Annotated in this window: 20 protein-coding genes and 1 tRNA gene; 12 read left to right on the top strand and 9 right to left on the bottom strand. The window is 33.6% G+C overall.

What is annotated here, in order from left to right; translation table 11 throughout:
• Positions 1-290: 290 nt before the first annotated feature.
• On the bottom strand, positions 291-902 hold the full coding sequence (locus B0A75_RS07175; RefSeq protein ID WP_089053611.1) for a 50S ribosomal protein L25/general stress protein Ctc: 612 nt from the start codon (positions 900-902) through the stop codon (positions 291-293).
• Between the two features lie 123 nt (positions 903-1,025).
• Entirely contained in the window at positions 1,026-1,967 is a 942-nt protein-coding gene (locus tag B0A75_RS07170; RefSeq protein ID WP_089053799.1) for a ribose-phosphate pyrophosphokinase, read from the bottom strand.
• A 291-nt stretch (positions 1,968-2,258) separates the two neighbouring features.
• Here B0A75_RS07170 and B0A75_RS07165 point away from each other — a divergent pair.
• A tRNA-Leu gene (locus B0A75_RS07165) sits at positions 2,259-2,338 on the top strand.
• A 117-nt stretch (positions 2,339-2,455) separates the two neighbouring features.
• Here the strand turns inward: B0A75_RS07165 and B0A75_RS07160 are convergent.
• The 5 genes from B0A75_RS07160 to B0A75_RS07140 all read right to left on the bottom strand — a co-directional run bounded on the left by B0A75_RS07160 (position 2,456) and on the right by B0A75_RS07140 (position 8,482).
• The gene (locus B0A75_RS07160; RefSeq protein WP_089053798.1) at positions 2,456-2,923 is read right to left on the bottom strand and encodes an OsmC family protein; all 468 of its coding nucleotides are present in this window, start codon (positions 2,921-2,923) and stop codon (positions 2,456-2,458) included.
• A gap of 288 nt (positions 2,924-3,211) precedes the next feature.
• Complete coding sequence (locus B0A75_RS07155) at positions 3,212-4,390, bottom strand: aldose epimerase family protein (RefSeq protein ID WP_089053610.1); 1,179 nt, start codon at positions 4,388-4,390, stop codon at positions 3,212-3,214.
• 106 nt (positions 4,391-4,496) lie between these two features.
• Positions 4,497-6,005 carry an L-arabinose isomerase gene (gene araA / locus B0A75_RS07150; RefSeq protein ID WP_089053609.1) on the bottom strand — a complete coding sequence of 503 codons (1,509 nt, stop codon included), beginning with the start codon at positions 6,003-6,005 and terminating at the stop codon, positions 4,497-4,499.
• Positions 6,006-6,105: 100 nt separating this feature from the next.
• Positions 6,106-6,807, bottom strand: a complete 702-nt coding sequence (locus B0A75_RS07145) for an L-ribulose-5-phosphate 4-epimerase (protein WP_089053608.1) — start codon at positions 6,805-6,807, stop codon at positions 6,106-6,108.
• Positions 6,791-8,482: a ribulokinase gene (locus B0A75_RS07140; RefSeq protein WP_089053607.1), complete on the bottom strand. Its 1,692-nt coding sequence runs from the start codon at positions 8,480-8,482 to the stop codon at positions 6,791-6,793. The genes B0A75_RS07145 and B0A75_RS07140 overlap by 17 nt, the downstream gene beginning before the upstream one ends.
• An 833-nt stretch (positions 8,483-9,315) precedes the next feature.
• On the opposite strand from B0A75_RS07140, the gene B0A75_RS07135 reads away from it, so the two are divergent.
• Positions 9,316-10,005 (top strand): NUDIX hydrolase, encoded by a 690-nt coding sequence (locus B0A75_RS07135; RefSeq protein ID WP_089053606.1) that lies wholly within the window; start codon positions 9,316-9,318, stop codon positions 10,003-10,005.
• A 297-nt stretch (positions 10,006-10,302) separates the two neighbouring features.
• On the opposite strand, the gene B0A75_RS07130 is transcribed toward B0A75_RS07135, so the two are convergent.
• Entirely contained in the window at positions 10,303-11,301 is a 999-nt protein-coding gene (locus B0A75_RS07130; protein ID WP_089053605.1) for a GntR family transcriptional regulator, read from the bottom strand.
• A 102-nt stretch (positions 11,302-11,403) separates the two neighbouring features.
• Here B0A75_RS07130 and B0A75_RS07125 point away from each other — a divergent pair, with 102 nt between their 5' ends.
• The 4 genes from B0A75_RS07125 (at position 11,404) to B0A75_RS07110 (ending at position 16,637) form a co-directional block, all read left to right on the top strand.
• Positions 11,404-12,459 (top strand): aldose epimerase family protein, encoded by a 1,056-nt coding sequence (locus tag B0A75_RS07125; protein ID WP_089053604.1) that lies wholly within the window; start codon positions 11,404-11,406, stop codon positions 12,457-12,459.
• A 24-nt stretch (positions 12,460-12,483) separates the two neighbouring features.
• On the top strand, positions 12,484-13,644 hold the full coding sequence (gene galK, locus B0A75_RS07120) for a galactokinase (protein ID WP_089053603.1): 1,161 nt from the start codon (positions 12,484-12,486) through the stop codon (positions 13,642-13,644).
• Positions 13,645-13,660: 16 nt separating this feature from the next.
• On the top strand, positions 13,661-14,704 hold the full coding sequence (locus B0A75_RS07115) for a UDP-glucose--hexose-1-phosphate uridylyltransferase (protein WP_089053602.1): 1,044 nt from the start codon (positions 13,661-13,663) through the stop codon (positions 14,702-14,704).
• 247 nt (positions 14,705-14,951) lie between these two features.
• Positions 14,952-16,637, top strand: coding sequence for a sodium/sugar symporter (locus tag B0A75_RS07110; RefSeq protein WP_089053601.1), 1,686 nt, complete (start codon positions 14,952-14,954; stop codon positions 16,635-16,637).
• Between the two features lie 101 nt (positions 16,638-16,738).
• Here the strand turns inward: B0A75_RS07110 and B0A75_RS07105 are convergent, their stop codons facing one another.
• Positions 16,739-17,989 carry an NAD(P)/FAD-dependent oxidoreductase gene (locus B0A75_RS07105; RefSeq protein WP_089053600.1) on the bottom strand — a complete coding sequence of 417 codons (1,251 nt, stop codon included), beginning with the start codon at positions 17,987-17,989 and terminating at the stop codon, positions 16,739-16,741.
• Positions 17,990-18,090: 101 nt separating this feature from the next.
• On the opposite strand from B0A75_RS07105, the gene B0A75_RS07100 reads away from it, so the two are divergent.
• From B0A75_RS07100 to B0A75_RS07075, 6 genes are all read left to right on the top strand, one after another.
• The gene (locus B0A75_RS07100; protein ID WP_089053599.1) at positions 18,091-19,611 is read left to right on the top strand and encodes an HAL/PAL/TAL family ammonia-lyase; all 1,521 of its coding nucleotides are present in this window, start codon (positions 18,091-18,093) and stop codon (positions 19,609-19,611) included.
• 37 nt (positions 19,612-19,648) lie between these two features.
• Positions 19,649-20,884, top strand: a complete 1,236-nt coding sequence (locus tag B0A75_RS07095; RefSeq protein WP_089053598.1) for a WG repeat-containing protein — start codon at positions 19,649-19,651, stop codon at positions 20,882-20,884.
• Positions 20,885-20,893: 9 nt separating this feature from the next.
• Entirely contained in the window at positions 20,894-21,625 is a 732-nt protein-coding gene (gene fabG, locus B0A75_RS07090) for a 3-oxoacyl-ACP reductase FabG (protein WP_089053597.1), read from the top strand.
• A 192-nt stretch (positions 21,626-21,817) separates the two neighbouring features.
• A complete protein-coding gene (locus B0A75_RS07085; protein WP_089053596.1) occupies positions 21,818-23,053 on the top strand; it encodes a beta-ketoacyl-[acyl-carrier-protein] synthase family protein in 1,236 nt (411 codons plus the stop codon).
• The gene (locus B0A75_RS07080; protein WP_089053595.1) at positions 23,046-23,300 is read left to right on the top strand and encodes an acyl carrier protein; all 255 of its coding nucleotides are present in this window, start codon (positions 23,046-23,048) and stop codon (positions 23,298-23,300) included. Before B0A75_RS07085 ends, B0A75_RS07080 begins: the two co-directional genes overlap by 8 nt.
• Positions 23,300-24,178: an LpxL/LpxP family acyltransferase gene (locus B0A75_RS07075; RefSeq protein WP_089053594.1), complete on the top strand. Its 879-nt coding sequence runs from the start codon at positions 23,300-23,302 to the stop codon at positions 24,176-24,178. Before B0A75_RS07080 ends, B0A75_RS07075 begins: the two co-directional genes overlap by 1 nt.
• The last annotated feature ends 264 nt before the right edge of the window (positions 24,179-24,442 follow it).

Below are 24,442 nucleotides of genomic sequence, written 5' to 3'. Positions count from 1 at the left end.
CTAAGAATGGTACGCAGATAAAACAGGCTAACACTGATTTTATTTTGTGCTACTCTTATGTCATCCTGAGCGAAGTCGAAGGATCGCAAGTAGCTCTACAATACATAGTTATAACTATACAGAGCTTCGACTCCGCTCAGCCTGACAAACATTAAGCGTGTCAAGCTGAGCGAAGTCGAAGCCCTCTCATATTAAAAAACTTAGAACCTTAGTACCTCAGCATCTCAGAACCTCAAAAAAAAAAAAGCCCCAATCGTAAGATTGAGGCTTTTTGTATGATTTGAAAAAAATTATTTTTTCTTTCCTTTTGCAGGAGCTTTTGCAGCTTTTGCAGCTTCTTGAGCAGCTTTCATAGCAGCACGAGAAATTCTTACTTGAGCAACAACTGTGTTGTCTGGGTGCATAATTTTGTATTCTGGAGCACCAACTTTAGTAACATATAATTTGTTACCCATTTCAAGTGGAGTGATGTCAGCTTCAACAAAATCAGGAAGATTTGCTGGTAAAGCTTTAACTTTTAATTTACGTTGGTTTAAACGTAAAACACCACCTGCAAGAACACCTTTAGATGTACCAACAATTTTTACTGGAACTTCCATAGTGATTTCTTTCTCATCAAATAATTGAAAGAAGTCAATGTGTAAAATTTTGTCAGATACAGGGTGAACCTGAATGTCTTGTAAAATTGCATTGAATGATTTTCCTTTTCCAAGTTCGATCACAACTGTGTGAGCGTTTGGAGTGTAAACCAAGTTTTTAAATGCTGTAACGTCTGCTGAGAAGTGTACTGCCTGATTTCCTCCGTATAAAACGCAAGGAACCTGTCCAGCATTACGTAAGGCTTTAGTTGACACTTTGCCCACGCTTTCTCTTTCTGATCCTTTAATTGTAATCGATTTCATTGTAAAAAAATATAGTTATTAATAAAATATTCTATTTTGCTGTAAGCTTTAAGCAATACGCTTTAAGCTTTTTTTTAAAATGAGTAACATTGCTTACGGCTTATAGCCTAAAGCCTACTGCTTCTACATTATAAATTTTCCACTAATGGAATTGTTGTGGTGCACCATGTGCATAACTTCTGCAAAAAGCGGTGCACAACTCACTACTTTTATTTTCTTTGATTCTTTCTTTAACGGAATTGAATCTGTAACGATTAATTCTGTCAATTTTGAATTTTCGATTTTCTCATACGCACTGCCAGATAATATAGCGTGTGTACAAATTGCTCTAACACTTAGCGCTCCTTTTTCGATCATTAGGTCTGCAGCTTTTGCTAAAGTTCCTCCTGTATCGATCATGTCGTCTACTAATATTACGTTACGACCTTTTACCTCACCAATCAATTCCATAGTGTCGATAACGTTGGCTGCTTTTCTTTGTTTGTAACAGATTACTACATCTGATTCTAAAAACTTAGAGTAAGCATATGCTCTTTTTGAACCTCCCATATCTGGAGATGCAATTGTTAGGTTTTCTAATTTTAAACTTTCTACGTATGGTAAAAAGATAGTAGATGCGAATAAATGATCTACTGGTTTTTCAAAAAATCCTTGGATTTGATCTGCATGCAAATCCATTGTCATTACTCTTGTCGCTCCTGCAGCATCTAATAAATTAGCTACTAACTTAGCTCCAATTGGAACTCTTGGTTTATCTTTTCTATCTTGTCTTGCCCAACCAAAATAAGGCATAACAGCTGTAATGTGTCTTGCTGATGCGCGTTTTGCCGCATCAATCATTAATAACAATTCCATCAAATTATCAGCAGTTGGAAATGTTGAGCACACGATAAAAACGCGTAATCCTCTAATTGACTCTTCGTAAGACGGCTGAAATTCTCCATCACTGTACGTTGACATCGTTACTTTTCCTAACGGAATTCCGTATTGTTCTGCAATTTTTTCTGCAAGATAAACACTTTGTGAACAAGCAAAAATTTTAGCTTCTGGTTCTAGGTGCGACATTATAATTTGTTGTTTTTGCTCCGCTGCGCTCTGCACAATTCGACTTTATCATTTTAGGTAAAGCAAAACCTGCATAAATGCCTCGGGTGTAGTTAGTTGTGTGTGCGTCGTTTTAACGAGGTGCAAATTTATAAAATTTATTGGACACTGAAAGGAAAAATTTAAGTATTTTTAGTAGTTGGTTTAAATTTATTTTTTACATTTGCACCGTGTTAAAGGAATGGCGCCATTTATGACTTCATTCTATTGCGTTAAAACAATTGACTTATTAGTTGTTTTTTCGTCTGCTAAGCCCGGATGGCGGAATTGGTAGACGCGCTGGTCTCAAACACCTGTGGGAAACCGTGCCGGTTCGACTCCGGCTCCGGGTACGTAAAACCTCTTCAGCAATGAAGAGGTTTTTTTATGGTATTTTTTAAACCATATAAAGCATGTAAGTAAATATAACTTTGCGTTTAAAGCTCTGCATTTAAATGAACTTACATCACTTATATCCTGGAAACCTCACAACTTGCATCATGCAAAACAGGAAAGTTGCACGAATTTGCTATAAAACACAATTGGTTTGCTTTAAAATGTAATTCCAAAGCCAATTCAATTTGATCTGGATTTGAAATTTTTACTTTTGGATTTAACCTAACCTCAACAAAACGCCCTCTTCCATCTGTAGAAACTTCAAGTACTGCTTCGGCGTTATCTGCATATTCGAGAACTTCTATTCCGTTTTGAGAACATACATATAAATAGGACATCATATGGCAGGAAACTAAACTGCTTAACAATAAATCTTCTGGATTATATAATGCGGGATCTCCTTTAAATGCTTTTGCCGCCGAAACATCCAAAACTGGCTTGCCTTCAATTTTAATTTGATGTGTTTTACTGTAAATTTTTGAAGTTGGATTTTCTTCTTTTTTTGAAGTCCAATTTAATTCTGCTTGGAATAAATGTTTCATTTTTATTTTTATTGCTAAATTAAGTTTTTTCTTTTTCGAATCAATTAATCTGGCAAAGTCGTAAAGTTTTATCCGCAATCTTGTCATTTCGACGAAGGAGAAATCTTCACAAGAAGCTCTACATAGGAATTCTCAAATCTTTATCGAGTTACTCGCGGAGATTTCTCCTTCGTCGAAATGACAAAAATGAGCGAATTCTTTGTTTCTATTGGTACTTTTATAAAAAAAACCTCGAAAGCAATGCTTTCGAGGTTTTTTGAGAACTGAACTAATTAACAAATTCCAAAACTATTTCTTTACTGAAAATTTAAAAGTAGTTTTAGTTTTATAATTTTCTCCCGGGTTTAAAACCGTTGTTGGGAAATTTTTCTGATTTGGAGAATCTGGATAATGCTCTGTTTCCAAACATAATCCCGTTCTGTGTCCGTATGTTTTTCCGTCGCGTGTTGGTAAAGTTCCATCAAGGAAATTTCCTGAGTAAAACTGAATTCCTGGCTCATCAGTAGTCATTTCCAAAACTCTTCCGCTTGCTGCGTGGTATACTTTTGCAATGATTGTTTTTCCTTTTTCAGGATTGTTCAACACCCAGCAGTGATCGTAACCTTTTCCTCTTTCTAACTGCTCGTTTTTAGCTTCGATGTCTTTACCAACCAATTTTGGTGTTCTAAAATCAAAAGGTGTATTGGCAACATCCTCTAATTTTCCTGTTGGAATTAAAGTCGCGTCAACTGGAACAATTTTATCCGCATTTAAAGTCAATTCGTGATCTAAGATTGTTTTAGAAAAATCTCCAGATAAATTAAAATACGAATGCTGCGTTAAGTTCACAACCGTTTTCTTGTCTGTTGCTGCTTCATATAAAACTTCTAATTGATTATCATTTGTCAATGTATAAGTCACAAAAACTTGTAAATTTCCTGGATAACCTTCTTCCATATCTTTACTTAAATATGATAATTTTAAAGAAGCTGTTTCTCCAGATTTAATCTCATCTGCTTTCCAAACCACTTTAAAAAAACCATTCGGTCCTCCGTGTAAAGCATTTGGCGCATTATTTATTGCCAATTGATACTCTTTTCCATCCAAAGAAAATTTTCCTTTCGCAATGCGGTTTCCGTACCTTCCAATTAAAGCTCCAAAAAACGGATTCTCTTTTTCGTATTGTGCCAAAGAATTAAATCCGATTACAACATTTTCAGAAACACCTTCCTTATTAGGAACTTTCAAATCGGTAATAATACCACCAAAAGTGATAATATCTACTTCCATTCCGTTTTGGTTTTTCAACTTATAACTGTCGATTTTTTCTCCTTTTGCAGTTGTTCCGTAAGCCGATTTTTCGATCGTTACTGCTGCTTTTTGATCTGAAACTGTAGCATCCATTTTTTTATCGCTTTTGCATTGAACTGAAACTAAAGCCAGACTTAACAGGCCGATTCCAAAAACACAACGTTTTAATACATTCATAAATAATATTTTTAATTGTAAAAAGTGAAATGTAAGATATGAAAAAATCAAAAGCGACAAAATTAAAACCTATGAACCTTTGCCTCTTTGAACCTTGTACCTTTAATTAAAGTCCATGCTGAAACGAATGAAAATAAGCTTCATTCGCATTAATCTTATCTTTAAACTCTCTAACAGTTGTTTTTTCATCAATAACCAATAATTCGATTCCAGCAATATCTGCAAAATCTTCCATATATTCAGTTGTTATCGATTGGCTGTAAACGGTGTGATGAGCTCCACCTGCTAAAATCCATGCTGTTGCTGCAATATCAAGATTTGGTTTACAATCCCATAAAACTCTGGCAACTGGTAATTTTGGTAATTCAGCCAATGGTTTAACCGCTTCAACTTCGTTTACAATTAAACGGAAACGAGTTCCCATATCTACCAAAGAAACATTGATTGCATCTCCAGCAGGCGAATTAAATACCAAACGAGCTGGGTCTTCTTTTCCGCCAATTCCTAAAGGATGCACTTCGCAAGAAGGTTTTCCATCAGCGATAGATGGACAAATTTCCAACATATGCGACCCTAAAACATATGATTTTTGCGGCGTGAAATGGTATGTGTAATCTTCCATGAAAGAAGTTCCGCCTTCAAGACCAATATTCATTACTTTTAAAGCTCTAACCATTGCAGCCGTTTTCCAGTCTCCTTCACCGCCAAAACCATAACCGTCGGCCATTAATCTTTGTGTTGCAATTCCTGGTAGTTGTTTCCAAGCTCCAAGATTTTCAAACGTATCCGTAAAAGCACCGAAACCTCCTTCTTCAAGGAAAGCTCTTAAACCTAATTCGATTTTTGCTGCTTCAACCAAAGAACTTCTTTGTGCTCCGCCCTCTTTTAAAGAATCAGTCAAAGTATATGATTGTTCGTAAACCGCTAATAAATCAGCTAATTCTTTCTCTGTTATTTTTTCGATATGTTTTGTCACATCTGAAGAATCGTATCCGTTTACCGACATTCCGAAACGAATCTGAGCTTCTACTTTATCACCATCTGTAACGGCAACTTCACGCATATTGTCTCCAATACGAGCTACTTTTAGGTTCTGAAGTTCGTCCCATCCAAGAACTACTCTTGACCAAATTCCTATTTTTTTATGAACTCTTTCATCTTCCCAATGCCCAACTACAACTTTACGCTTTTTACGCAATCTAGACATGATGAAACCGAATTCACGATCTCCGTGAGCCGATTGATTCAGGTTCATAAAATCCATATCGATAGATCCCCATGGAATTTCAGCATTGTATTGTGTATGTAAATGACATAATGGTTTTTTCAAAATACTCAAACCGCCAATCCACATTTTTGCAGGCGAAAAAGTATGCATCCAAGCTATAATTCCGATACAGTTTTTTTCTGAATTCGCAGCCAAACAAACATCTAAAATCTGCGAAGGCGATTTCACCACATCTTTGTAAACCACTTTTACCGGAATTGAAGATGAAGCATCTAATCCTTTTGCAATTATCTGAGAATGTTCTGCTACTTTTCTAAGTGTTTCTTCACCGTATAATTCTTGGCTTCCTACTACAAACCATACTTCTTTTTGAGATATATCTATCATTTTGTTGAATCGTTTATTTGTTGAACTGTTTATTTGTTGAATCGCTTAATCGTGAAAAACGGAACCGATTAAACGATTTACCGATTCACCGATTAAACAATTATTGTCCGTAATACGAATCTTTTCCGTGTTTACGATTGTAATGTTTCTTTATTAATGAATCTTTTAATCTTGGTGCGTTTGGATTTATTTGCAAAGTCAAGTAGGCCATTTCGGCAACAACTTCTAAAACTTTACTGTTGTAAACCGCTTTTGCCGCGTTTTTTCCCCAGGCAAACGGACCGTGATTTCCTATCAAAATCATTTCGACTTCTTCGTACGAAAGGTTTTTTTCTTTGAAACAATCCAAAATCTGAATTCCAGTATTGTGTTCGTAGTTTCCTTCAATTAAAGAATCTGCCATTGGAGGAGCACACGGAATATCAGCTGTTAAATGATCCGCATGAGTTGTTCCGAAAATTGGAATATCTTGTTGCGATTGCGCCCAAGCCACAGAATAGGTTGCATGTGTATGCGCCACGCCTCCAATATTTGGCCAGTTTTTGTATAAATAAGCATGTGTTTTGGTATCAGATGACGGACGCATGGTTCCTTCGATAACATTATTATCAAAATCGACAATTACGATATCTTCCGGTTTTAAATCTTCGTAAGGAACACCGCTTGGTTTAATAGCAAAAACACCATTTTCTCTATCAACGGCACTTACATTTCCAAAAGTGTACACCACCAAATTCAATGCATTTAACTGCATATTGGCTTCGTAACATTCTTGTTTTAAATCTTTATATTGAGAACTCATTTTCTTTAATTTTAATAGTTGGATCTTCGAAAGCGCTTAATTGATCGTAAGCAATAAGCAGTTTGTTATACGCTGCCACTTTATCTAATTGAGGGAAATATTCTCCGTCAAAATCACTTCCTATTTTTTGGCTTGCTTCGATTACATTTGGATAAATTCCAGCTGCAACAGCTGCATAAATCGCCGCACCCAAAGCCGGAGTCTGATCTGAAGCTGCGATTTTAATTGGCTTGTTTAAAACGTTTGCCAAAGTCTGCATAATAAAAGGAGATTTACGAGCAACGCCGCCAATTCCGATAACGCTGTCAATTTTCACACCTTCTTCTTCAAAACGATCTACGATTTTCTTAGCTCCAAAACAAATTGCGTTTACTAAAGCTTTGAAAATATGAGGTGCTTTTGTTCCTAAAGAAAGATTCGAAATAGCGCTTTTTAATTCCTGATTGGCATCTGGAGTTCTCCTACCGTTGATCCAGTCTAAAGCAATTGGAAGACTTTCTGAAACTGGAATTTTCTCCGCTTCTTTCGTTAATTCAACAATTAATTTATCGCTGAATTCTTCTCTTAATTGTTCTTTTTGAGCATCGTTTAAAACAGATGAAGAACCTAATAAATGATCTGTAGGCCAAAGCAATAATTCTTTGTACCAAGCCAATAAATCTCCAAAAGCAGATTGTCCAGCTTCAAGACCAATAAATCCCGGAATTACCGATCCGTCAACCTGTCCGCAGATTCCACGAACGGTTTTTGTTCCTACTTCATCATAAGAACCAACTAGAATATCACAAGTTGAAGTTCCCATAACTCGAACTAAAGTGTTTTCTCCAATTTTTGCTCCAACTGCTCCAGAATGTGCATCAAAAGTTCCAACTGCTACAACTGTTTCTGTCGAAAGTCCTAAACGGTCTGCCCATTCTTTGCTCAAATTTCCTGCTGCTAAATCAGATGTATAGCTTTCATCATATAAATTACCGCGAAGCTGCGCTAAATAAGGATGTAATTTTTCTAAAAATTCAACTGGCGGCAATCCGTTCCAGTCTGTGTGCCACATTGCTTTGTGTCCTGCTGCGCAACGGCTTCTTTTAAAGGTTTTTAAATCTTTGTCTTCTATTAACAAATAGGTCATTAAATCGCAGTGTTCCATCCAAGTGTGTGCTGCATTTCTAACAGCCTCATCTTGTCTTGCTATATGAAGAATTTTTGCCCAAAACCATTCTGATGAATAAATTCCGCCCACATATTTTGTAACGTCTTCTCCGCCCCAGTTTACTGCCAGTTCGTTAATTTCGTTTGCTTCATTTATTGAAGTATGATCTTTCCATAAAACCATCATTGCATTTGGGTTTTCTTCAAAACCTTTTGTCAATGCTAACGGAATTCCATCTTTTGTTACAGGAACTGGAGACGATCCAGTCGTATCTATACAAATTCCTTTTACTAATGAAGGATCAACTTTACTTTCTTTTATAACCGTTTGAATCGTGATTTCCAATCCTTCAATATGATCTAAAGGATGCTGACGAAATTGATTTATAGCAGCGTCGCAATATTGCTTATTCTTCCATCTTTTGTAATGAGAAACATTCGATGCTAATTCCTGCCCATTTTCAGCATCTATAAGCACCGCTCGAACAGAATCTGTTCCATAGTCTAATCCTATTACGTAATTTTTCATTCGAAATTTATTTTTAATGGTGACAAATATACTTATAAATATTTATAAGTGTACAAAAAACACTTAATAAAAAAGATGCAGTCTTTTTTTACAGATATTACACTAAAACAGTTCTTTGGAAGAAAAAGACAAAATAAATGTTTAAATAACATTTATTATATTGCGATTATCTCATCTTACAATCTAAAACTGCACAGCACAACCTGCTTTTCTAACTCTATTTTATCTGATTTTTTTCTTTTTTAACTTACTTTTATTCTAAAACCAAAACCTAAAAAGACATAAAAACTGATTTCTATTTCTTCTTCGTTTACAATCGAAATCATTGTAGTTTTAATTTTTTCCACTTCAAACCTTAAATAAGTGTCTCTTTAACATTTGTAAATTTAAATAAAAAAATGTCTTAAAAACAAATTAAAATTCTAAAACAACTGGTTGCAAAAAATAGATTTCATAATTATGATTTTGAAAACTATCTTATACAAACTGCTTTTTAACTTTAATTCAGCTTTCGTAAAAAGTTTAAAAATTATAAATTCTACAAAAAACTAATAAATACTGGGAGTTTGCAGCTTTTTTTGACAGTTTGATTTTTTAAAAATAAAATATCCAGCTTTATACGAATTCTCTTTTTAAAAATGTTTTTACCTTTGATCCTGATTTTGGTAATAAAAAGAATAATAAATAGAGAAATTATATTCTATTTATAGATGCCGAAATATATTATTGCCGATTCATATTTTTATTGCTATTTTCACATAAGTGTAAATGTTACATTAATAAGTTATGAAACAATTTAGGAAGTTTATATCTTTACCAATAAATTATTATATATGCTAAACAGTTATAGCTCTGCCGATAAGGTTTTACTAGCGGTAGATTGTATTATTTTTGGATTCGACAGTGAAGGTCTAAAAATACTTTTAATCAAAAGAGATTTTGAACCTGAAAAAGGAAAATGGTCCTTGATTGGAGGATTTTTAAAGCGTGATGAAGTTTTAGATAATGCAGCTATTAGAATATTAAATACGTATACTGGTTTAAACGATATTTATATGGAGCAGCTGTATGCTTACAGCGAAATTGATCGTGATCCTGTCGAAAGAACCATTTCTGTTTCTTATTTTGCCTTGATTAATATCGAAAACCACAATGCTGAACTTATTAAAAATTATCATGCTGAATGGTTCCCTATAAATGATGCGCCAAATTTAATTTTTGACCATAACGAAATGGTTCAAAATGCAATAAAAAGACTGCGATATAAAACTTCTATAAAACCAATTGGATTTGAATTACTGCCGGAAAAATTCACCATGCGTCAGCTTTTAGAATTATATGAAGCTATTTTAAGTAAGGAATTAGACAAAAGAAACTTCATTAGTAAAATAAACTCTCTTGAGATTTTAAATAAACTTGAAGAAAAAGACATGCAGTCGTCCAGAAAAGGATCGTATTTGTACACTTTTAATAAAGAAAAATACGAAGAGAAATTACTAAATGATTTCGTACTGAATTTATAAAAAAAACAAAACCCTGAAATTCCACAATTTTCAGGGTTTTTTCTTCAATAAAACTACTATTAAAAAAAATAAACAAAATTATTATCTTTTAACCTATGTATTTAGCTGTTATTATGAACACTAACTGCTAAAACATTAATAAGTGTAAAATTTACATTTGCAAATGTAAGCAAAATAATTCTTCAAAAACAAAAAATATCATCTTTATTTTTTTTATTAATAAATAAGAGAGTTTTTAATCAAATAAGGATTTAACCATAGTATGAATAACTGCATGTTAAATTCTTTATTAAATTACTACAAAGAATTTCGCATTATTAACGAGGACTTGTTCTCGATTTGTTCCTTTTTTCCCTTTAAAACCATTTCTGCCAAAATTTTTCCCATCGCTTCAAAATGAGTAGAAATTGTAGTAATTCCGTTGGCTACCACTTTTTTCAAAGGTGTTTCATTATAAGAAATGATTCCAAAATCTGTTCCCAGTTTTAAATTTTGATCTCTCGCGCTTTCTATTACCCGAACCAAATCACGATCATTTGGTATAATGTACAAATCTCCTGTGTTTATCTTTCTATTTGTAAATTCGGCAATAATTTCAGATTCAAAATTATGTGCTGTACAAAAATCTTCAAAACCCATTTTCATTCCTATTGGCTCTCGGAAACCTGGAAAAATCAAAATCAATTTCTGATATTTACTCAACCGTTCTTTTCCCCTCTCTAATCCTTCAAAAATATCCTTTTGATGATTCTGATAAATTGCAGGATACGATTTTAAGTCAGCGTTTGTCTGATCCAGTATAATAACATCACCCACTGGTAGGGTTTTTATAGAGCCAACTATATCTTTTAAATTTGTTGGCATTAAAATGTATTTCGTATAATTCCCAATACTGTCATTAATCAGTTTCTGAAAAACAACATTATTAAAATGATGAAAGTAAATATCGACCTGAACATTTTTCCCAATATTGTTTAAAAAGGAGTTATAAATATCTTCTTTGAAAATATTCAATTCATCAAACAACAAAAAAATCTTCTGCTTAATCGTGATTTCTACACTCTTAACGTAGTATCCTTTTCCGGGAATAGCATAAATAATACCTCTTTTTTTGAGCTCTTCGTATCCTAACAAAACGGTATCTCGGGATAATGAAAATGCTAGACAAACTTTATTTACAGAGGGCAATCTGTCTCCTTTAACCAGTTTTTCGTCTTCAATTGCTTTTTCAATTGAAAGAATAATCTGCTTATATTTTGGCAGACCAATGTTGTTTTGAATCGAAATTATGTTCATATAAAATAAAGGTCTTTTAAAATTTACACAAAAACTGGTAGGTACCGGTATGCAAAAATAAAGAATGTTTTTATTTTTGACTTTCATTTTTCTAAAATTTTAATGAAAACAATAAACAAATCACACAGTAACGAAACTTCTAATGCCGATTTTTCTGATTTTGAACCAGAGATCGAAAAAATTCGTTCTTTCGAATTATCGAATAAAAACGGAATGAAGGTTCAGATTTTAAATTACGGTGCAACTATTAGTTCTATTCAGATTCCAATTTCTGAAGGTAAAATTGTTGATGTTGTTTTGGGATTTGACTCTCCGAAGTCTTATTTAGAATCTTATAATTTACCAAGCGCTCCTTATTTTGGAACAACGGTTGGGCGTTATGCGGGGCGAATTCATAAAGGACTTTTTTCTTTAAATGGAAAAACATACCAATTAACAAAAAACAATAACGGAAACTCTTTACATGGCGGAAATATTGGTTTTGGCAAAAAAATATGGACTGTTACCAATCAAACTTCTAATGAAAATCCGTCGATAACATTTAGTCTTTTAAGTGAAGATCTTGATGAAAATTATCCTGGAGAATTACAAGTTGACTTAACTTACATGCTGACAGAAGATAATGAGCTGAAATTAAATTATAAAGCAATTTCGACAGAAGATACCATTATAAATTTAACGCATCATAGTTATTTTAATCTTGATGGTCACGATGGCAGTGTTCTGGATCAAAAAGTTTTTATTGATGCCGAAAAAATGCTGGAAACTAATCAAGAGAATATCCCAACTGGAAAATTTATTGATCTCAGCAATCATAAATTTGATTTTAGAACTGAAAAAAATTGTCCGGCTTCAATCGACAACTCTTTTGTTATCAATAAAACCAATAATCCTTCAGCATCTTTATTTAGTTCAAAAAACAATTTAAAAATGAACATTTATACGGATCAGCCAAGTGTACATATATATGTAGGCGGTAATTGTTTTGACATTTTAAAAGGAAAAAACAAAACTGTTTACCATAAAACGAGCGGGATTTGCTTTGAAACTCAAAACTTTCCAGATGCTCCCAACCAAGCGCATTTTCCTAATTCAGTTTTAAGAAAAGGTGAAACATATAATCAAGAAACCGTTTATAAATTTGAAATTTTAAACTAAAAACGGTAAACTAATTACAGTATAATGAATGACATTTTAATACAAAACACTACTACTTTTTTTGAAAAATCTTTTGGGACTAAACCAGAAAAAATAGTGCTTTCTCCAGGAAGAATCAACATTATTGGCGAACATATTGACTATAATGATGGTTATGTTTTACCTGCAGCAATTGACAAAGTAATTTGCTTTGCTTTGAAAAAAAACAATTCCAAAAAATCAAAAATAATTGCCATCGACTTAAACGAGGAATTTGAAATTGATTTAACTGAGGAAGTAAATTTAAATGATATTGTCTGGACAAATTATATTCGAGGCGTTATTAAACAATTGCAGGATAATGGCTTTTCTTTTGAAGGTTTCAACTGTGTTTTCAGCAGTAATATTCCTGTTGGTTCTGGTTTATCATCATCTGCCGCTTTAGAATGTGGAATGATTTTCGGGATTCAACAGCTTTTCGATTTAAAAATTGAGAAAGTAGACATAGCATTATTAGGACAAAAGGCTGAACACTGGGTGGGAATTAATTGTGGTATAATGGATCAGTTTTCAAGTGTACTTGGTCTTGAAAACAAAGTTATTCAATTAGATTGCAACACATTAGATTATCATTATCATAATGCTGATTTTAAAGATTATTCTTTGGTTCTGTTTGACAGCAATGTTAAACATTCTCTTTTTACATCTGAGTACAATACACGCAGAATAGAATGTGAGCAGGGATTGTCGATAATTAAAAGTCATTTTCCTGAGGTAAAAAGTTTTAGAAATTGTACCGAAGAACAACTTTTAAGTATTCAAGACAAAATGGATGAAACTGTTTTTAAAAGAGTTCATTATGTGGTAAAAGAAATTAATCGAGTTATAAAAGCCTGCGAAGCGCTGGACAAAGGAAATATAGAAGAATTAGGACAATTGCTCTTTGAAACACATTATGGTTTATCTCAGGAATACGAAGTAAGCTGCGCCGAATTGGATATGCTTGTTGATACGGCAAAAGCAGATAATACTATAATTGGTTCTCGCTTAATGGGCGGCGGTTTTGGCGGATGCACCATTAATTTAATTAAAAAAGGTCATGAAAATGAGGTGAAAAGTAAGTTTTCAAATCTTTATTTAAATACATTTGGGATTGAATTAAAATTTTACGACGTAAAAATCTCAAACGGAACAACATTACTTTAAATACCACACCAAAAAAATGAAAAATTTTGACATTAACGAAGATCCTCACAGACGTTTTAATCCTTTACTCAATGAATGGGTTTTAGTTTCACCTCATCGTGCGAAACGTCCTTGGCAGGGTCAAAACGAAACCATTTCGACTGAGAAACTTCCCAAACATGACCCAACTTGTTATTTATGTCCGGGAAATGTTCGTGCAAACGGCTTAAGTAATCCGGCATACAAAAACAGTTTTGTATTCGACAATGATTTTGCTGCTTTAAAACAAGATGAGATCATTTTTGAAGAAGATATTAAACATACCTTTTTTAAGGCTGAACCTGAACAAGGAATTTCGAGAGTGGTTTGTTTTTCACCAAGACACGACCTAACAATTCCTGAAATGGAAGTTACCGATATTGAGAATATTATTAAAACTTGGCAAAAAGAATATGCGGATCTAGGGAGCATTAAATACATTAACCACGTTCAGATTTTTGAAAATAAAGGAAGCGTCATGGGATGCAGTAATCCGCATCCGCATGGGCAGATCTGGGCGCAGTCATCATTACCTACTCAGGTTGAAAAAACACACAAAAGCTTAAAAGCGTATTATGATAAAAATCAAAGAACACTGCTTGAAGATTATGTGAAGGCTGAATTAAGAGTTGACAGTCGAATTGTAATCGAAAACGATCATTTTGTTGCATTAGTTCCGTTTTGGGCAATCTGGCCTTATGAAACTATGATTGTGAGCAAAAATCCAATTAGCAAAATCACAGATTTTAATGCCGAAGAAGTTACCGCTTATGCTAAAATTTTAAAGCAGCTTACCATTAAATACGATAATTTATTCAACACATCATTTCCTTATTCTTCAGGAATTCATCAAGCGCCAACAGATAATTTTGATCATCCAGAATGGCATTTTCACATGCATTTTTATCCACCGCTGCTTCGCTCAGCAACTGTAAAAAAATTCATGGTCGGCTATGAAATGATGGGAGAATCGCAAAGAGATATTACACCAGAAAAAAGTGCTGAAATTTTAAGACAACAATCAGACGTTCACTATAAATAAAAATTGGCTGAATTTTTCTTATAAAATAAGTATTGGATCGAAAATTTAACATAATATTTTATTTATAAATGTAAATAATACATTTACAATAGCAGATATATAACTTTTTATTTTAAATTTGGCTTCCGTTCTTGTTTTAATAAAAAAATAACAGAATAAAAACACATTTTTCATTTTTTAAACAAATTAAACCATACAAAACCACAAAAAACAATCGCTATACTAATTATCTAATATACCATTATCAATGAACCAGAACCTCACTATTGCAGATTATGCAGTATTTATTATCTATTTTCTCGTAGTATCTATTTATGGATATACGATTTATCGCAAACGCGAAAAAAACGAACATGATGCCAAGGCTTATTTCCTTGCAGAAGGAACACTTACATGGTGGGCAATTGGAGCTTCGTTAATTGCATCAAACATTTCGGCTGAACAATTTATCGGAATGAGCGGAGAAGGTTTCTTTTTAGGAATCGCGGTTGCTGCTTATGAATGGATTGCTGCTATTGCTTTGATTATTGTTGCAGTTTGGTTTATTCCAGTATATCTTAAGAATAAGATTTACACGATGCCTCAGTTCTTAAAAACACGTTACAATGAATCTACGGCTTTAATCATGGCAGTTTTTTGGTTGTTTTTGTATGTATTTGTAAACCTTACTTCTATTTTATATTTAGGAGCAGTTGCTATTAATGGTCTTGCTGGCGGAGAATATCTTCATGCCATTATGATAGGCTTAGCTGTTTTTGCATTAATTATCTCTTTAGGAGGAATGAAAGTTGTTGCTTATACCGATGTAATTCAGGTAGCGGTTTTAATCATTGGAGGTTTAGTTACAACTTATATCGCTTTGACTGTAGTATCTGATCATTTTGGTTTTGGAAAAGATGCCCTTGCAGGTTTCAATCTATTAATGGAAAAAGCACCTGAACATTTCAAAATGATAATTGACAGACCTACTGCTTCTTCATCTCAACTTGAAATTGATAAATATTTAACTTTCCCTGGTTTAATGTCTTATTTAGCGGGTATCTGGATTATCAATCTTAACTATTGGGGATGTAACCAATATATCACGCAAAGAGCTTTAGGTGCCGATTTGCAAACGGCTCGTAATGGTATTTTATTTGCAGGATTCTTAAAATTATTAATGCCTCTTATCGTTATGCTGCCTGGTATTGCTGCTTATGTTTTATACCAAAATGGTGGTTTACCACAATTGATTGGCGGAAAAGACGGAGCTTACTCGGCAATGTTAACTTTCCTTCCAACAGGTTTAAAAGGATTATCTGTTGCAGCCTTAACTGCTGCTATCGTAGCATCATTAGCAGGTAAAGTAAATAGTATTTCTACAATCTATACTTTAGACGTTCACAAAAAATACATTCAAAAAAATGCGAGTGACAGACACCAAGTAAATATCGGAAGATATGCTGTTTTTGCTGCTATGCTTTTAGCTGTATTATTTACATGGAATGATATATTAGGAATTGGCGGTGTTGGTGGATTTACTTATATTCAAAAATATACTGGCTTTATCAGCCCTGGAGTTTTTGCCATGTTCTTCCTTGGAATGTTCTGGAAAAGAACTACTGGAACTGCAGCAATTGTAGGTGTAATTTTAGGATTTGTATTGTCTGTTTTATTCAATGAATACGCTCCAATGCTTTTCGGAAATGAAACCTTATTATATACTGCTTATTCTAATGGAAAAGGCGCATTCGAAATTCCGTTCCATATTTGTATGGGATTATCATTCTTCTTTACAATGCTGGCAATGATTGCAATCAGTTTTGCTGGACCTAAAGTAAACCCTAAAGCATTTGAAATTGATTCTGAAATGTTTAAAGTTAAACCACAAACTACTGTGTTAATCGTAATTACATTATTGATTATTGTAGCATTATATGTGAAGTTCTGGTAATAACAAAATTTTACAAAATACGATTAAAAGAAAAGAGGATTCTAAATTTAGAATCCTCTTTTTTATTACAGTGCAACAATAGAAATAACCAAAAAACCAGATTATTCAGAGCTTTGTTCTTTTTGCATATTTAGTAAATACGCCATATTTGCAATTACATGATCGTGTTTCTTAACAAACGAATTTTCTTCGTTCCAAACATAACCTGCCAAAACAGCACATATTTTTTCTTTTACTTCAGGATTTTCCGGCTGATGGAAAAATAAAGTCTGCAGATTTCCTGTGTACCATTCTTGTACATAAGTCGTAAATACTGCAATTCCGCGTTTCATATATTGCGTAAACTCAACTTCCCAGTCTACAGGAGTTCCTTGTGCTTCTTTCAAATATAATTTCGCCGCTAGCATTCCAGATTCAGTTGCAAAAGCTACACCTGACGAGAAAACGGGATCTAAAAATTCTGAACTGTTTCCCGTTAAAGCAAAACCGTCGCCATACATTCTTTTTACAGCTCTCGAATAATTTTCCAATTTTACAGGCTCAAACAAAAACTCAGTTCCTTGAAATCTTTTAATATAAAAGTCTGAAAGCTGAATGGCATTTTTTAAAGCCTCGGCATTATCTTTATTTTCAGAAAGAGAATTGATAAAATCTGTTGGGCCAACAACTCCTAAACTCGTGTTTCCGTTAGAAAACGGAATTACCCATAACCAAACTTGAGTTTCTAGAATATCAAATGAAATTTGAGTTCCTTCTTCTCCTTCTTCTCTATTAATATCTTTTACGTGTGTAAATATTGAAGAATGCGGATCTAATTTCGAAGGCGTATCCAAATCTAAAAGTCTTGGTAAAACACGTCCATAACCGCTTGAGTCTATAATAAACTTCGCGTGAATTTCTTTTAAATTCCCATCCTTATCTTTTACAATAGTTTTAGAATTTTTCCCTTCAAAAAAAACTTCCAAAACCTCTGTTTCAAATTCCAGATCAACACCTTTTCGCACGACTTCCTGAGCCATTGTATTATCAAAATCAGCACGCGGAACCTGCCAGGTCCAATCCCAGCCTTCTCCAAATTTCTTACTGAAATCAAAAACACAAATTTCTTCACCTCTTATAAAACGAGCTCCCAGCTTCTTTTCAAAATTCATTGCATTAAGAGCGTCAAACAATTCTGCCTCAGCAAAATGATCCATTACTCTAGGAATTAAGCTTTCGCCAACAACAAGTCTCGGAAACCTTTGTTTTTCAACAACTTTTACCTTAACATTGTTTTTATGAAGATACGATGCCGATACGCATCCAGAGGGTCCGGCGCCTATCACTAAAACATCTACAAACTCCTTTGTCATAATAAAAATATTATCAATTATTACCTTACATTTGCCATCATCAAAATAACTACATTTATTTTGATTAATAAAATTAAATTAGCACAATCAAAACCGATTTAATGAATACAATTAATGAATATTTAAGTTTAGCAGAATTCGAATCTATTATATTTGGAAATAATAAAGTTGCAATCAGCGATGTCGTTCTAAACCGAGTAAATGAAAGCTTTAATTTCCTAAAAGAATTTTCTGGAAACAAAGTAATTTACGGCGTAAATACTGGCTTTGGCCCAATGGCGCAATATAGAATTAAAGAATCTGATCAAATTCAGCTTCAATATAATTTAATCCGAAGCCACTCATCTGGAACCGGAAAACCTTTAAGTCCAATTTGTGCAAAAGCAGCAATTCTAGCACGATTAAATACACTTTCATTAGGAAACTCAGGCGTTCATCCGTCAGTAATCAACCTAATGTCTGAACTTATTAATAGAGATATTACCCCATTAATCTTCGAACACGGCGGTGTTGGTGCCAGCGGTGACTTAGTACAATTATCCCATTTAGCTTTAGTTTTAATTGGTGAAGGCGAAGTTTTTTACAAAGGCGAAAGAAGACCAACTCCAGAAGTTTTTGAAATTGAAGGCTTAAAACCAATTCAAGTAGAAATTAGAGAAGGCTTGGCATTAATCAACGGAACTTCGGTAATGACCGGAATTGGTGTTGTAAATGTATATCACGCTAAAAAATTATTAGATTGGTCATTAAAATCTTCATGTGCGATCAACGAACTAGTTCAAGCTTATGACGATCATTTCTCAGAAGAATTAAATCAAACCAAACGTCATAAAGGACAACAGGAAGTGGCGGCGAAAATGCGTCAAAATCTTTCAGACAGTACTTTAATCCGTAAAAGAGAAGACCATTTATATTCTGGTGAAAATACCGAAGAAATCTTCAAAGAAAAAGTACAAGAATACTATTCATTAAGATGCGTTCCTCAAATTCTTGGACCGGTTTTAGAGACCATTAATAACGTTGCTTCAATTCTAGAAGACGAATTTAACTCGGCAAACGATAACCCAATTATCGACGTAAAAAATAAACACGTTTACCACGGCGGAAATTTCCACGGAGATTATATTTCGCTTGAAATGGACAAATTGAAAATCGTTATTACAAAATTAACGATGCTTGCAGAACGTCAATTGAATTATTTATTGAATTCAAAAATCAACGAATTGCTGCCTCCATTTGTAAATTTAGGAACATTAGGATTTAATTTCGGAATGCAGGGTGTGCAGTTTACAGCAACCTCAACAACTGCCGAAAGTCAAATGTTATCCAACCCAATGTACGTGCACAGTATTCCAAACAACAACGATAATCAGGATATTGTAAGTATGGGAACCAACTCAGCTGTTATTACCTCAAAAGTTATCGAAAATGCTTTTGAAGTTCTAGCTATCGAAATGATTACCATTGTTCAAGCAATTGATTATTTAGAACAAAAAGATAAAATTTCATCGGTTTCTAAAAAATGGTACGATGAAATTCGAAATATAATTCCTACTTTTAAAGAAGATCAGGTGATGTATCCTTTCGTTCAAAAAGTAAAAGATCATTTGATCAACAATTAAAACTTGTTTTACATTATTAATATTGAATCTTAAAATCATGAAAAAACCATTTATTTTTTTGTTGCTCGTATTTATTCAAACTGTTAATAGTCAAGAATTGGCATTAGTTAAAAAGAATTCCAAAATTGGATATATTTCTAAAGATGGATCTTTTAAAATTGAACCGCAGTACAAATCTGCCAAAAGCTTCTCTGAAGGTTTGGCCGCAGTAGAAAATGGCGGAAAATGGGGTTTTATTGATGCAAAAGGAGAATGGGTAATTCCGGCTGATTTTAAAGATGCTAAAGATTTTAACAACGGAATTGCTATAGTACAAAAAGATAAAGAATGGGTTTATATTGATAAAAAAGGAGAAATTCAAAAAAATCCTGCATCAGATAAATTATTCGATTTTAATAATGGCGTTGCTTTTTTCAGACAAAATAATAAAGTTGGACTGATCAACAATAAAATGGCAATAGTTTTAGAACCAAAATACGATCAAATCAAACCTTTTGAAAATGGTTTTGCAAGAGTGGAACTGAATAAAAACTGGGGAATTATAAATGCTGAAGGAAAAGAAGTAGTTGAGCCGGCTTACGCCGAAATTGGAAACTATTTTAAAAACACAACTTGGGCTAGAAAAGACAAAACTTTTGGACTTGTAAGTGCTGGTAAATTTATTCCAGTTGATGGAGCCGAAAAAATTTGGGATTTTGAAACACAAGATTTGACGTTTGCTAAAAAAAATGGAAAAATTGGATACATTGACTTAAAAGGAAACTGGACCATTTTACCAATATATGATAAAGGAAAAGCTTTTTCTAAAAATTTAGCACCCGTTTTAGTTGGAAAAAAATGGGGATACATTAATCCAAAAGCAGAATTTGTAATTGAACCAACTTATAACGATGCCGAAGTTTTTAGTGCAAATGGTTTAGCTCCAGTTAAAGAAAGCAATTGGGGATTTATTAATGAATCTGGAAAATTGATCATTCCAACACAATATGGTATTACTACAAATGCCATTATTGCTATGTTTGTACAACAAGACAAAGGTTTTATAGATGGCGTTGCAAGAGTAAAAAATGAAGGAAAATGGGGTTTTCTTAAACCAGACGGAACAGTATTAAGCAATCAATGGTTTGAAAATGCTGAGCTGTTTTCAAAATCTGCAGAAAAACCTCAGCCAGTTGCAGCTGCAGCTCCCGCTGAAGCTCCAAAACAAGAAACAAAAACAACAAAACCTGCTGCTAAATCGACACCGAAACCAGTAGCTAAGAAAAAGAAATAAATTTCACTTATGAAATGTGTATTAGTAACAGGCGGTTCCAGAGGAATTGGAAGTGCTATTTGTAAAAAATTAGCTGTTGAATCTAATTATCATATTTTGATCAATTACCATTCAAACAAAACCGCTGCTGAAGAAACACTTCAGGAAATACAAAAATTAGGAGCAACAGGAGAAATCTTAGGTTTTGATGTTGCTAATTTTGAACAAGTACAAAATGTTTTAACAAAATGGCAGGAAGCTAATCCTGAAGCAATTGTAGAAGCTATTGTAAACAATGCCGGAATTACAAAAGATGGTCTTTTTATGTGGATGACTCCAGAAGATTGGAACGGTGTTGTAAACACAAGTCTAAACGGGTTTTTTAATGTAACTCAGTTTTTCATTCAAAAAATGCTCCGTAATAAATATGGCCGAATCGTAAATATGGTTTCGGTTTCTGGTGTAAAAGGAACAGCAGGACAAACCAATTATTCCGCAGCAAAAGGTGCAATTGTTGCTGCCACAAAAGCATTGGCACAAGAAGTAGCAAAACGTAACATTACCGTAAATGCTGTTGCCCCGGGATTCATTAGAACTGACATGACAAGTGAGCTGGACGAGAAAGAATTATTAAAACTAATTCCTGTAAATCGTTTTGGCGAAGCTGAAGAAGTAGCAGATTTGGTAAGCTTTTTGATTTCAAAAAAATCAAGTTATATTACCGGTGAAATTATCAATATAAACGGAGGGATATATTCTTAAAAAATATTTTAAACACATAGAAACATAGAATTTTATGTGAAAAGAATGCAAAAAAGAAATGCATTTCTTTAACATAGATTGCTATGTGTATTTCAAATAAGTGAAACGCCTATTTTGAGTTTACAAAAGCTATTTTTCTATGTGTTAAAAACAAAATTACACGTAACGGATATAAAATTACTTTGAAAGACGATGAATAAGAGAGTTGTAATTACTGGAATGGGAATTTATTCTTGTATCGGAACTTCTTTAAATGAAGTGAAGGAATCATTATATAACGGAAAATCAGGTATTCTATTTGATTCTGACCGAAAAGAATTTGGTTTTCAATCAGCCTTAACAGGAATGGTTCCGAAAGCTGATTTAAAAAATTTATTGACACGCAGACAGCGTATGAGCATTGGTGAAGAAACCGAATATGCTTATATGGCGACTATCGAAGCATTGAAAAATGCTAATATTGACGACGCTTTTTTTGAAAATCGCGAGGTTGGAATTATGTATGGAAATGACAGCGTTTCTAAAGCTGTTATTGATGCTACAGATATTGTACGTGAGAAAAAAGACACCGCTTTAATTGGTTCTGGAGCTATTTTTAAATCCATGAATTCTACCGTTACAATGAATCTTTCAACGATTTTTAAACTGCGAGGTATTAATTTAACGGTTAGTGCAGCTTGTGCGAGCGGTTCACATTCTATCGGACTTGCTTATTTTTTAATAAAAAGTGGTTTTCAAGATATTATTATTACCGGCGGTGCACAAGAAATTAATAAATATGCTATGAGCAGTTTTGACGGATTAGGCGTTTTTTCGAATAGAGAAAATGATCCCGAAAAAGCTTCTAGACCTTTTGACAAGGATCGCGACGGATTAATTCCAAGCGGCGGCGGCGCAACTTTAATTCTAGAAAGTTACGAATCTGCAATTGCACGCGGCGCAAACATTATTGCCGAAGTTTCGGGTTACGGTTTTTCATCAAACGGCGGACATATTTCGACTCCAAATGTCGAAGGACCTGCCACAGCAATGCAAAGAGCTCTTGACGATGCAAAACTAAAAGCATCAGATATTGAATATATCAATGCACATGCAACCTCAACCCCTGTTGGAGATGCAAATGAAGCTAAAGCTATCTTTGAAGTTTTTGGCGAGAAAAACCCATACGTAAGTTCTACAAAATCAATGACAGGTCACGAATGCTGGATGGCTGGAGCAAGTGAAGTCATTTATTCTATCATAATGATGCAGCATGATTTTATTGCGCCAAACATCAATTTAGACAATCCCGATGAAGATGCTTCTAAATTAAATTTAGTTAAAACTACGTTAAACAAAAAATTTGACATATTTTTGTCCAATTCTTTCGGTTTCGGAGGAACCAACTCTGCGTTGGTGGTTAAAAAGTTTAAATTAAACAATGAATAAAGAAGAGATTATAGCAAGAATTAATGGTTTTTTAGTTGATGAATTTGAAGTTGACAATGACGACATTGAACCAAATGCTAATTTAAAAAACACACTTGGGTTAGACAGTCTGGATTATGTTGATTTAGTAGTTTCGATAGAATCTAACTTTGGTGTAAAACTAGTTGAGGCAGATTTTGTTGGAATTTCTGATTTTCAAAGTTTCTACGACCTTATTGAAACCAAATTAAAAGCCAAAACAGCTTAATGAGTCAATGGGATGGCAAATCAAAAGGAACTGTTTTAGGTTATAGAATATTCGTTTTTTTGATAAAAAAAGCGGGTATAAAGTCTGCTTATGTCCTGCTTTATTTTGTTGCCTCTTATTACTTTCTGTTTTTAAGAAAAAGCAATCGTGCTATTTTTTATTACTTTAAAGAAAGACTCAACTATTCTTATTTTAAATCAAAAAAAATGGTTTTCAAAAGTTACTATACTTTTGGACAGACCATTATTGATAAAATTTCCATTTCGGCAGGAATGCGAAACAAATTCACCTATGAGTTTGACGGAATCGAAGCGCTGAAAAAACTTTTAGCCGAAAAAAAAGGCGGTGTTTTAATCAGCGCTCATGTTGGAAATTTTGAAATCGCAGAACATTTTCTAGGCGACATCGATCTTAATTTTCAAATTAATTTAGTCACAACAGACTTAGAGCATTCTGCTATTAAAAATTATCTAGCAAGCGTTACTCAAAAACCAACCGTAAAATTCATCATCATTAAAGACGATTTGTCTCATATTTTTGAGATTAATGCAGCTTTAGCCAATAACGAATTAGTCTGCTTTACGGGAGATCGCTACTTTGAAGGAACAAAATCACTTTCAGAAAACATTTTAGGCAAAGAAGCCAGCTTTCCTGCAGGACCATTTTTAATCGCTTCAAGACTAAAAGTTCCTGTAGTATTTGTTTATGTTATGAAAGAGCCAAATCTGCATTATCATTTATATGCAAGAGAAGCCACAGTTAAACATCGTGACGAAAAAGCACTCTTGAAAGAGTATGTAACCAGCGTAGAAAATATCTTAAAAAAATATCCGCTTCAATGGTTTAATTATTTCGATTTTTGGAATGATTTATCATAATTTGTAAAAATCAAGCAGGTTTTTTCTCATTTTTGTCATTTCGACAAAGGAGACCCAAGCGATAGTGAACAGGCGAAGCAAATCTCTACGATGAGCTCCACAAAGATTGGCTTATAGGAACGGAGCTACTTGCGAAGATTTCTCCTTCGTCGAAATGACAAACCGTGCTTTAAAGTGTTCTGCGAGATTAAAAACCCGCCATAAATCCACATCAAAAAAAACTTATAAAACGAAACATTAAACAAGAAAATTCGTTTAAATAAA

The sequence above is a fragment of the Flavobacterium oncorhynchi genome (assembly GCF_002217355.1).
Classification (GTDB): Bacteria; Bacteroidota; Bacteroidia; order Flavobacteriales; family Flavobacteriaceae; genus Flavobacterium; species Flavobacterium oncorhynchi.
Note: the sequence above shows the minus strand (reverse complement) of the source record. Positions and strands in the feature narration are given on the sequence as shown.

What these genes read in the sequence shown, in the direction of transcription:
- B0A75_RS07175 (WP_089053611.1), bottom strand. Translation starts at nt 902, where the DNA reads ATGAAATCGATTACAATTAAAGGATCAGAAAGAGAAAGCGTGGGCAAA.
- B0A75_RS07170 (WP_089053799.1), bottom strand. Translation starts at nt 1,967, where the DNA reads ATGTCGCACCTAGAACCAGAAGCTAAAATTTTTGCTTGTTCACAAAGT.
- B0A75_RS07160 (WP_089053798.1), bottom strand. Translation starts at nt 2,923, where the DNA reads ATGAAACATTTATTCCAAGCAGAATTAAATTGGACTTCAAAAAAAGAA.
- B0A75_RS07155 (WP_089053610.1), bottom strand. Translation starts at nt 4,390, where the DNA reads ATGAATGTATTAAAACGTTGTGTTTTTGGAATCGGCCTGTTAAGTCTG.
- araA (WP_089053609.1), bottom strand. Translation starts at nt 6,005, where the DNA reads ATGATAGATATATCTCAAAAAGAAGTATGGTTTGTAGTAGGAAGCCAA.
- B0A75_RS07145 (WP_089053608.1), bottom strand. Translation starts at nt 6,807, where the DNA reads ATGAGTTCTCAATATAAAGATTTAAAACAAGAATGTTACGAAGCCAAT.
- B0A75_RS07140 (WP_089053607.1), bottom strand. Translation starts at nt 8,482, where the DNA reads ATGAAAAATTACGTAATAGGATTAGACTATGGAACAGATTCTGTTCGA.
- B0A75_RS07135 (WP_089053606.1), top strand. Translation starts at nt 9,316, where the DNA reads ATGCTAAACAGTTATAGCTCTGCCGATAAGGTTTTACTAGCGGTAGAT.
- B0A75_RS07130 (WP_089053605.1), bottom strand. Translation starts at nt 11,301, where the DNA reads ATGAACATAATTTCGATTCAAAACAACATTGGTCTGCCAAAATATAAG.
- B0A75_RS07125 (WP_089053604.1), top strand. Translation starts at nt 11,404, where the DNA reads ATGAAAACAATAAACAAATCACACAGTAACGAAACTTCTAATGCCGAT.
- galK (WP_089053603.1), top strand. Translation starts at nt 12,484, where the DNA reads ATGAATGACATTTTAATACAAAACACTACTACTTTTTTTGAAAAATCT.
- B0A75_RS07115 (WP_089053602.1), top strand. Translation starts at nt 13,661, where the DNA reads ATGAAAAATTTTGACATTAACGAAGATCCTCACAGACGTTTTAATCCT.
- B0A75_RS07110 (WP_089053601.1), top strand. Translation starts at nt 14,952, where the DNA reads ATGAACCAGAACCTCACTATTGCAGATTATGCAGTATTTATTATCTAT.
- B0A75_RS07105 (WP_089053600.1), bottom strand. Translation starts at nt 17,989, where the DNA reads ATGACAAAGGAGTTTGTAGATGTTTTAGTGATAGGCGCCGGACCCTCT.
- B0A75_RS07100 (WP_089053599.1), top strand. Translation starts at nt 18,091, where the DNA reads ATGAATACAATTAATGAATATTTAAGTTTAGCAGAATTCGAATCTATT.
- B0A75_RS07095 (WP_089053598.1), top strand. Translation starts at nt 19,649, where the DNA reads ATGAAAAAACCATTTATTTTTTTGTTGCTCGTATTTATTCAAACTGTT.
- fabG (WP_089053597.1), top strand. Translation starts at nt 20,894, where the DNA reads ATGAAATGTGTATTAGTAACAGGCGGTTCCAGAGGAATTGGAAGTGCT.
- B0A75_RS07085 (WP_089053596.1), top strand. Translation starts at nt 21,818, where the DNA reads ATGAATAAGAGAGTTGTAATTACTGGAATGGGAATTTATTCTTGTATC.
- B0A75_RS07080 (WP_089053595.1), top strand. Translation starts at nt 23,046, where the DNA reads ATGAATAAAGAAGAGATTATAGCAAGAATTAATGGTTTTTTAGTTGAT.
- B0A75_RS07075 (WP_089053594.1), top strand. Translation starts at nt 23,300, where the DNA reads ATGAGTCAATGGGATGGCAAATCAAAAGGAACTGTTTTAGGTTATAGA.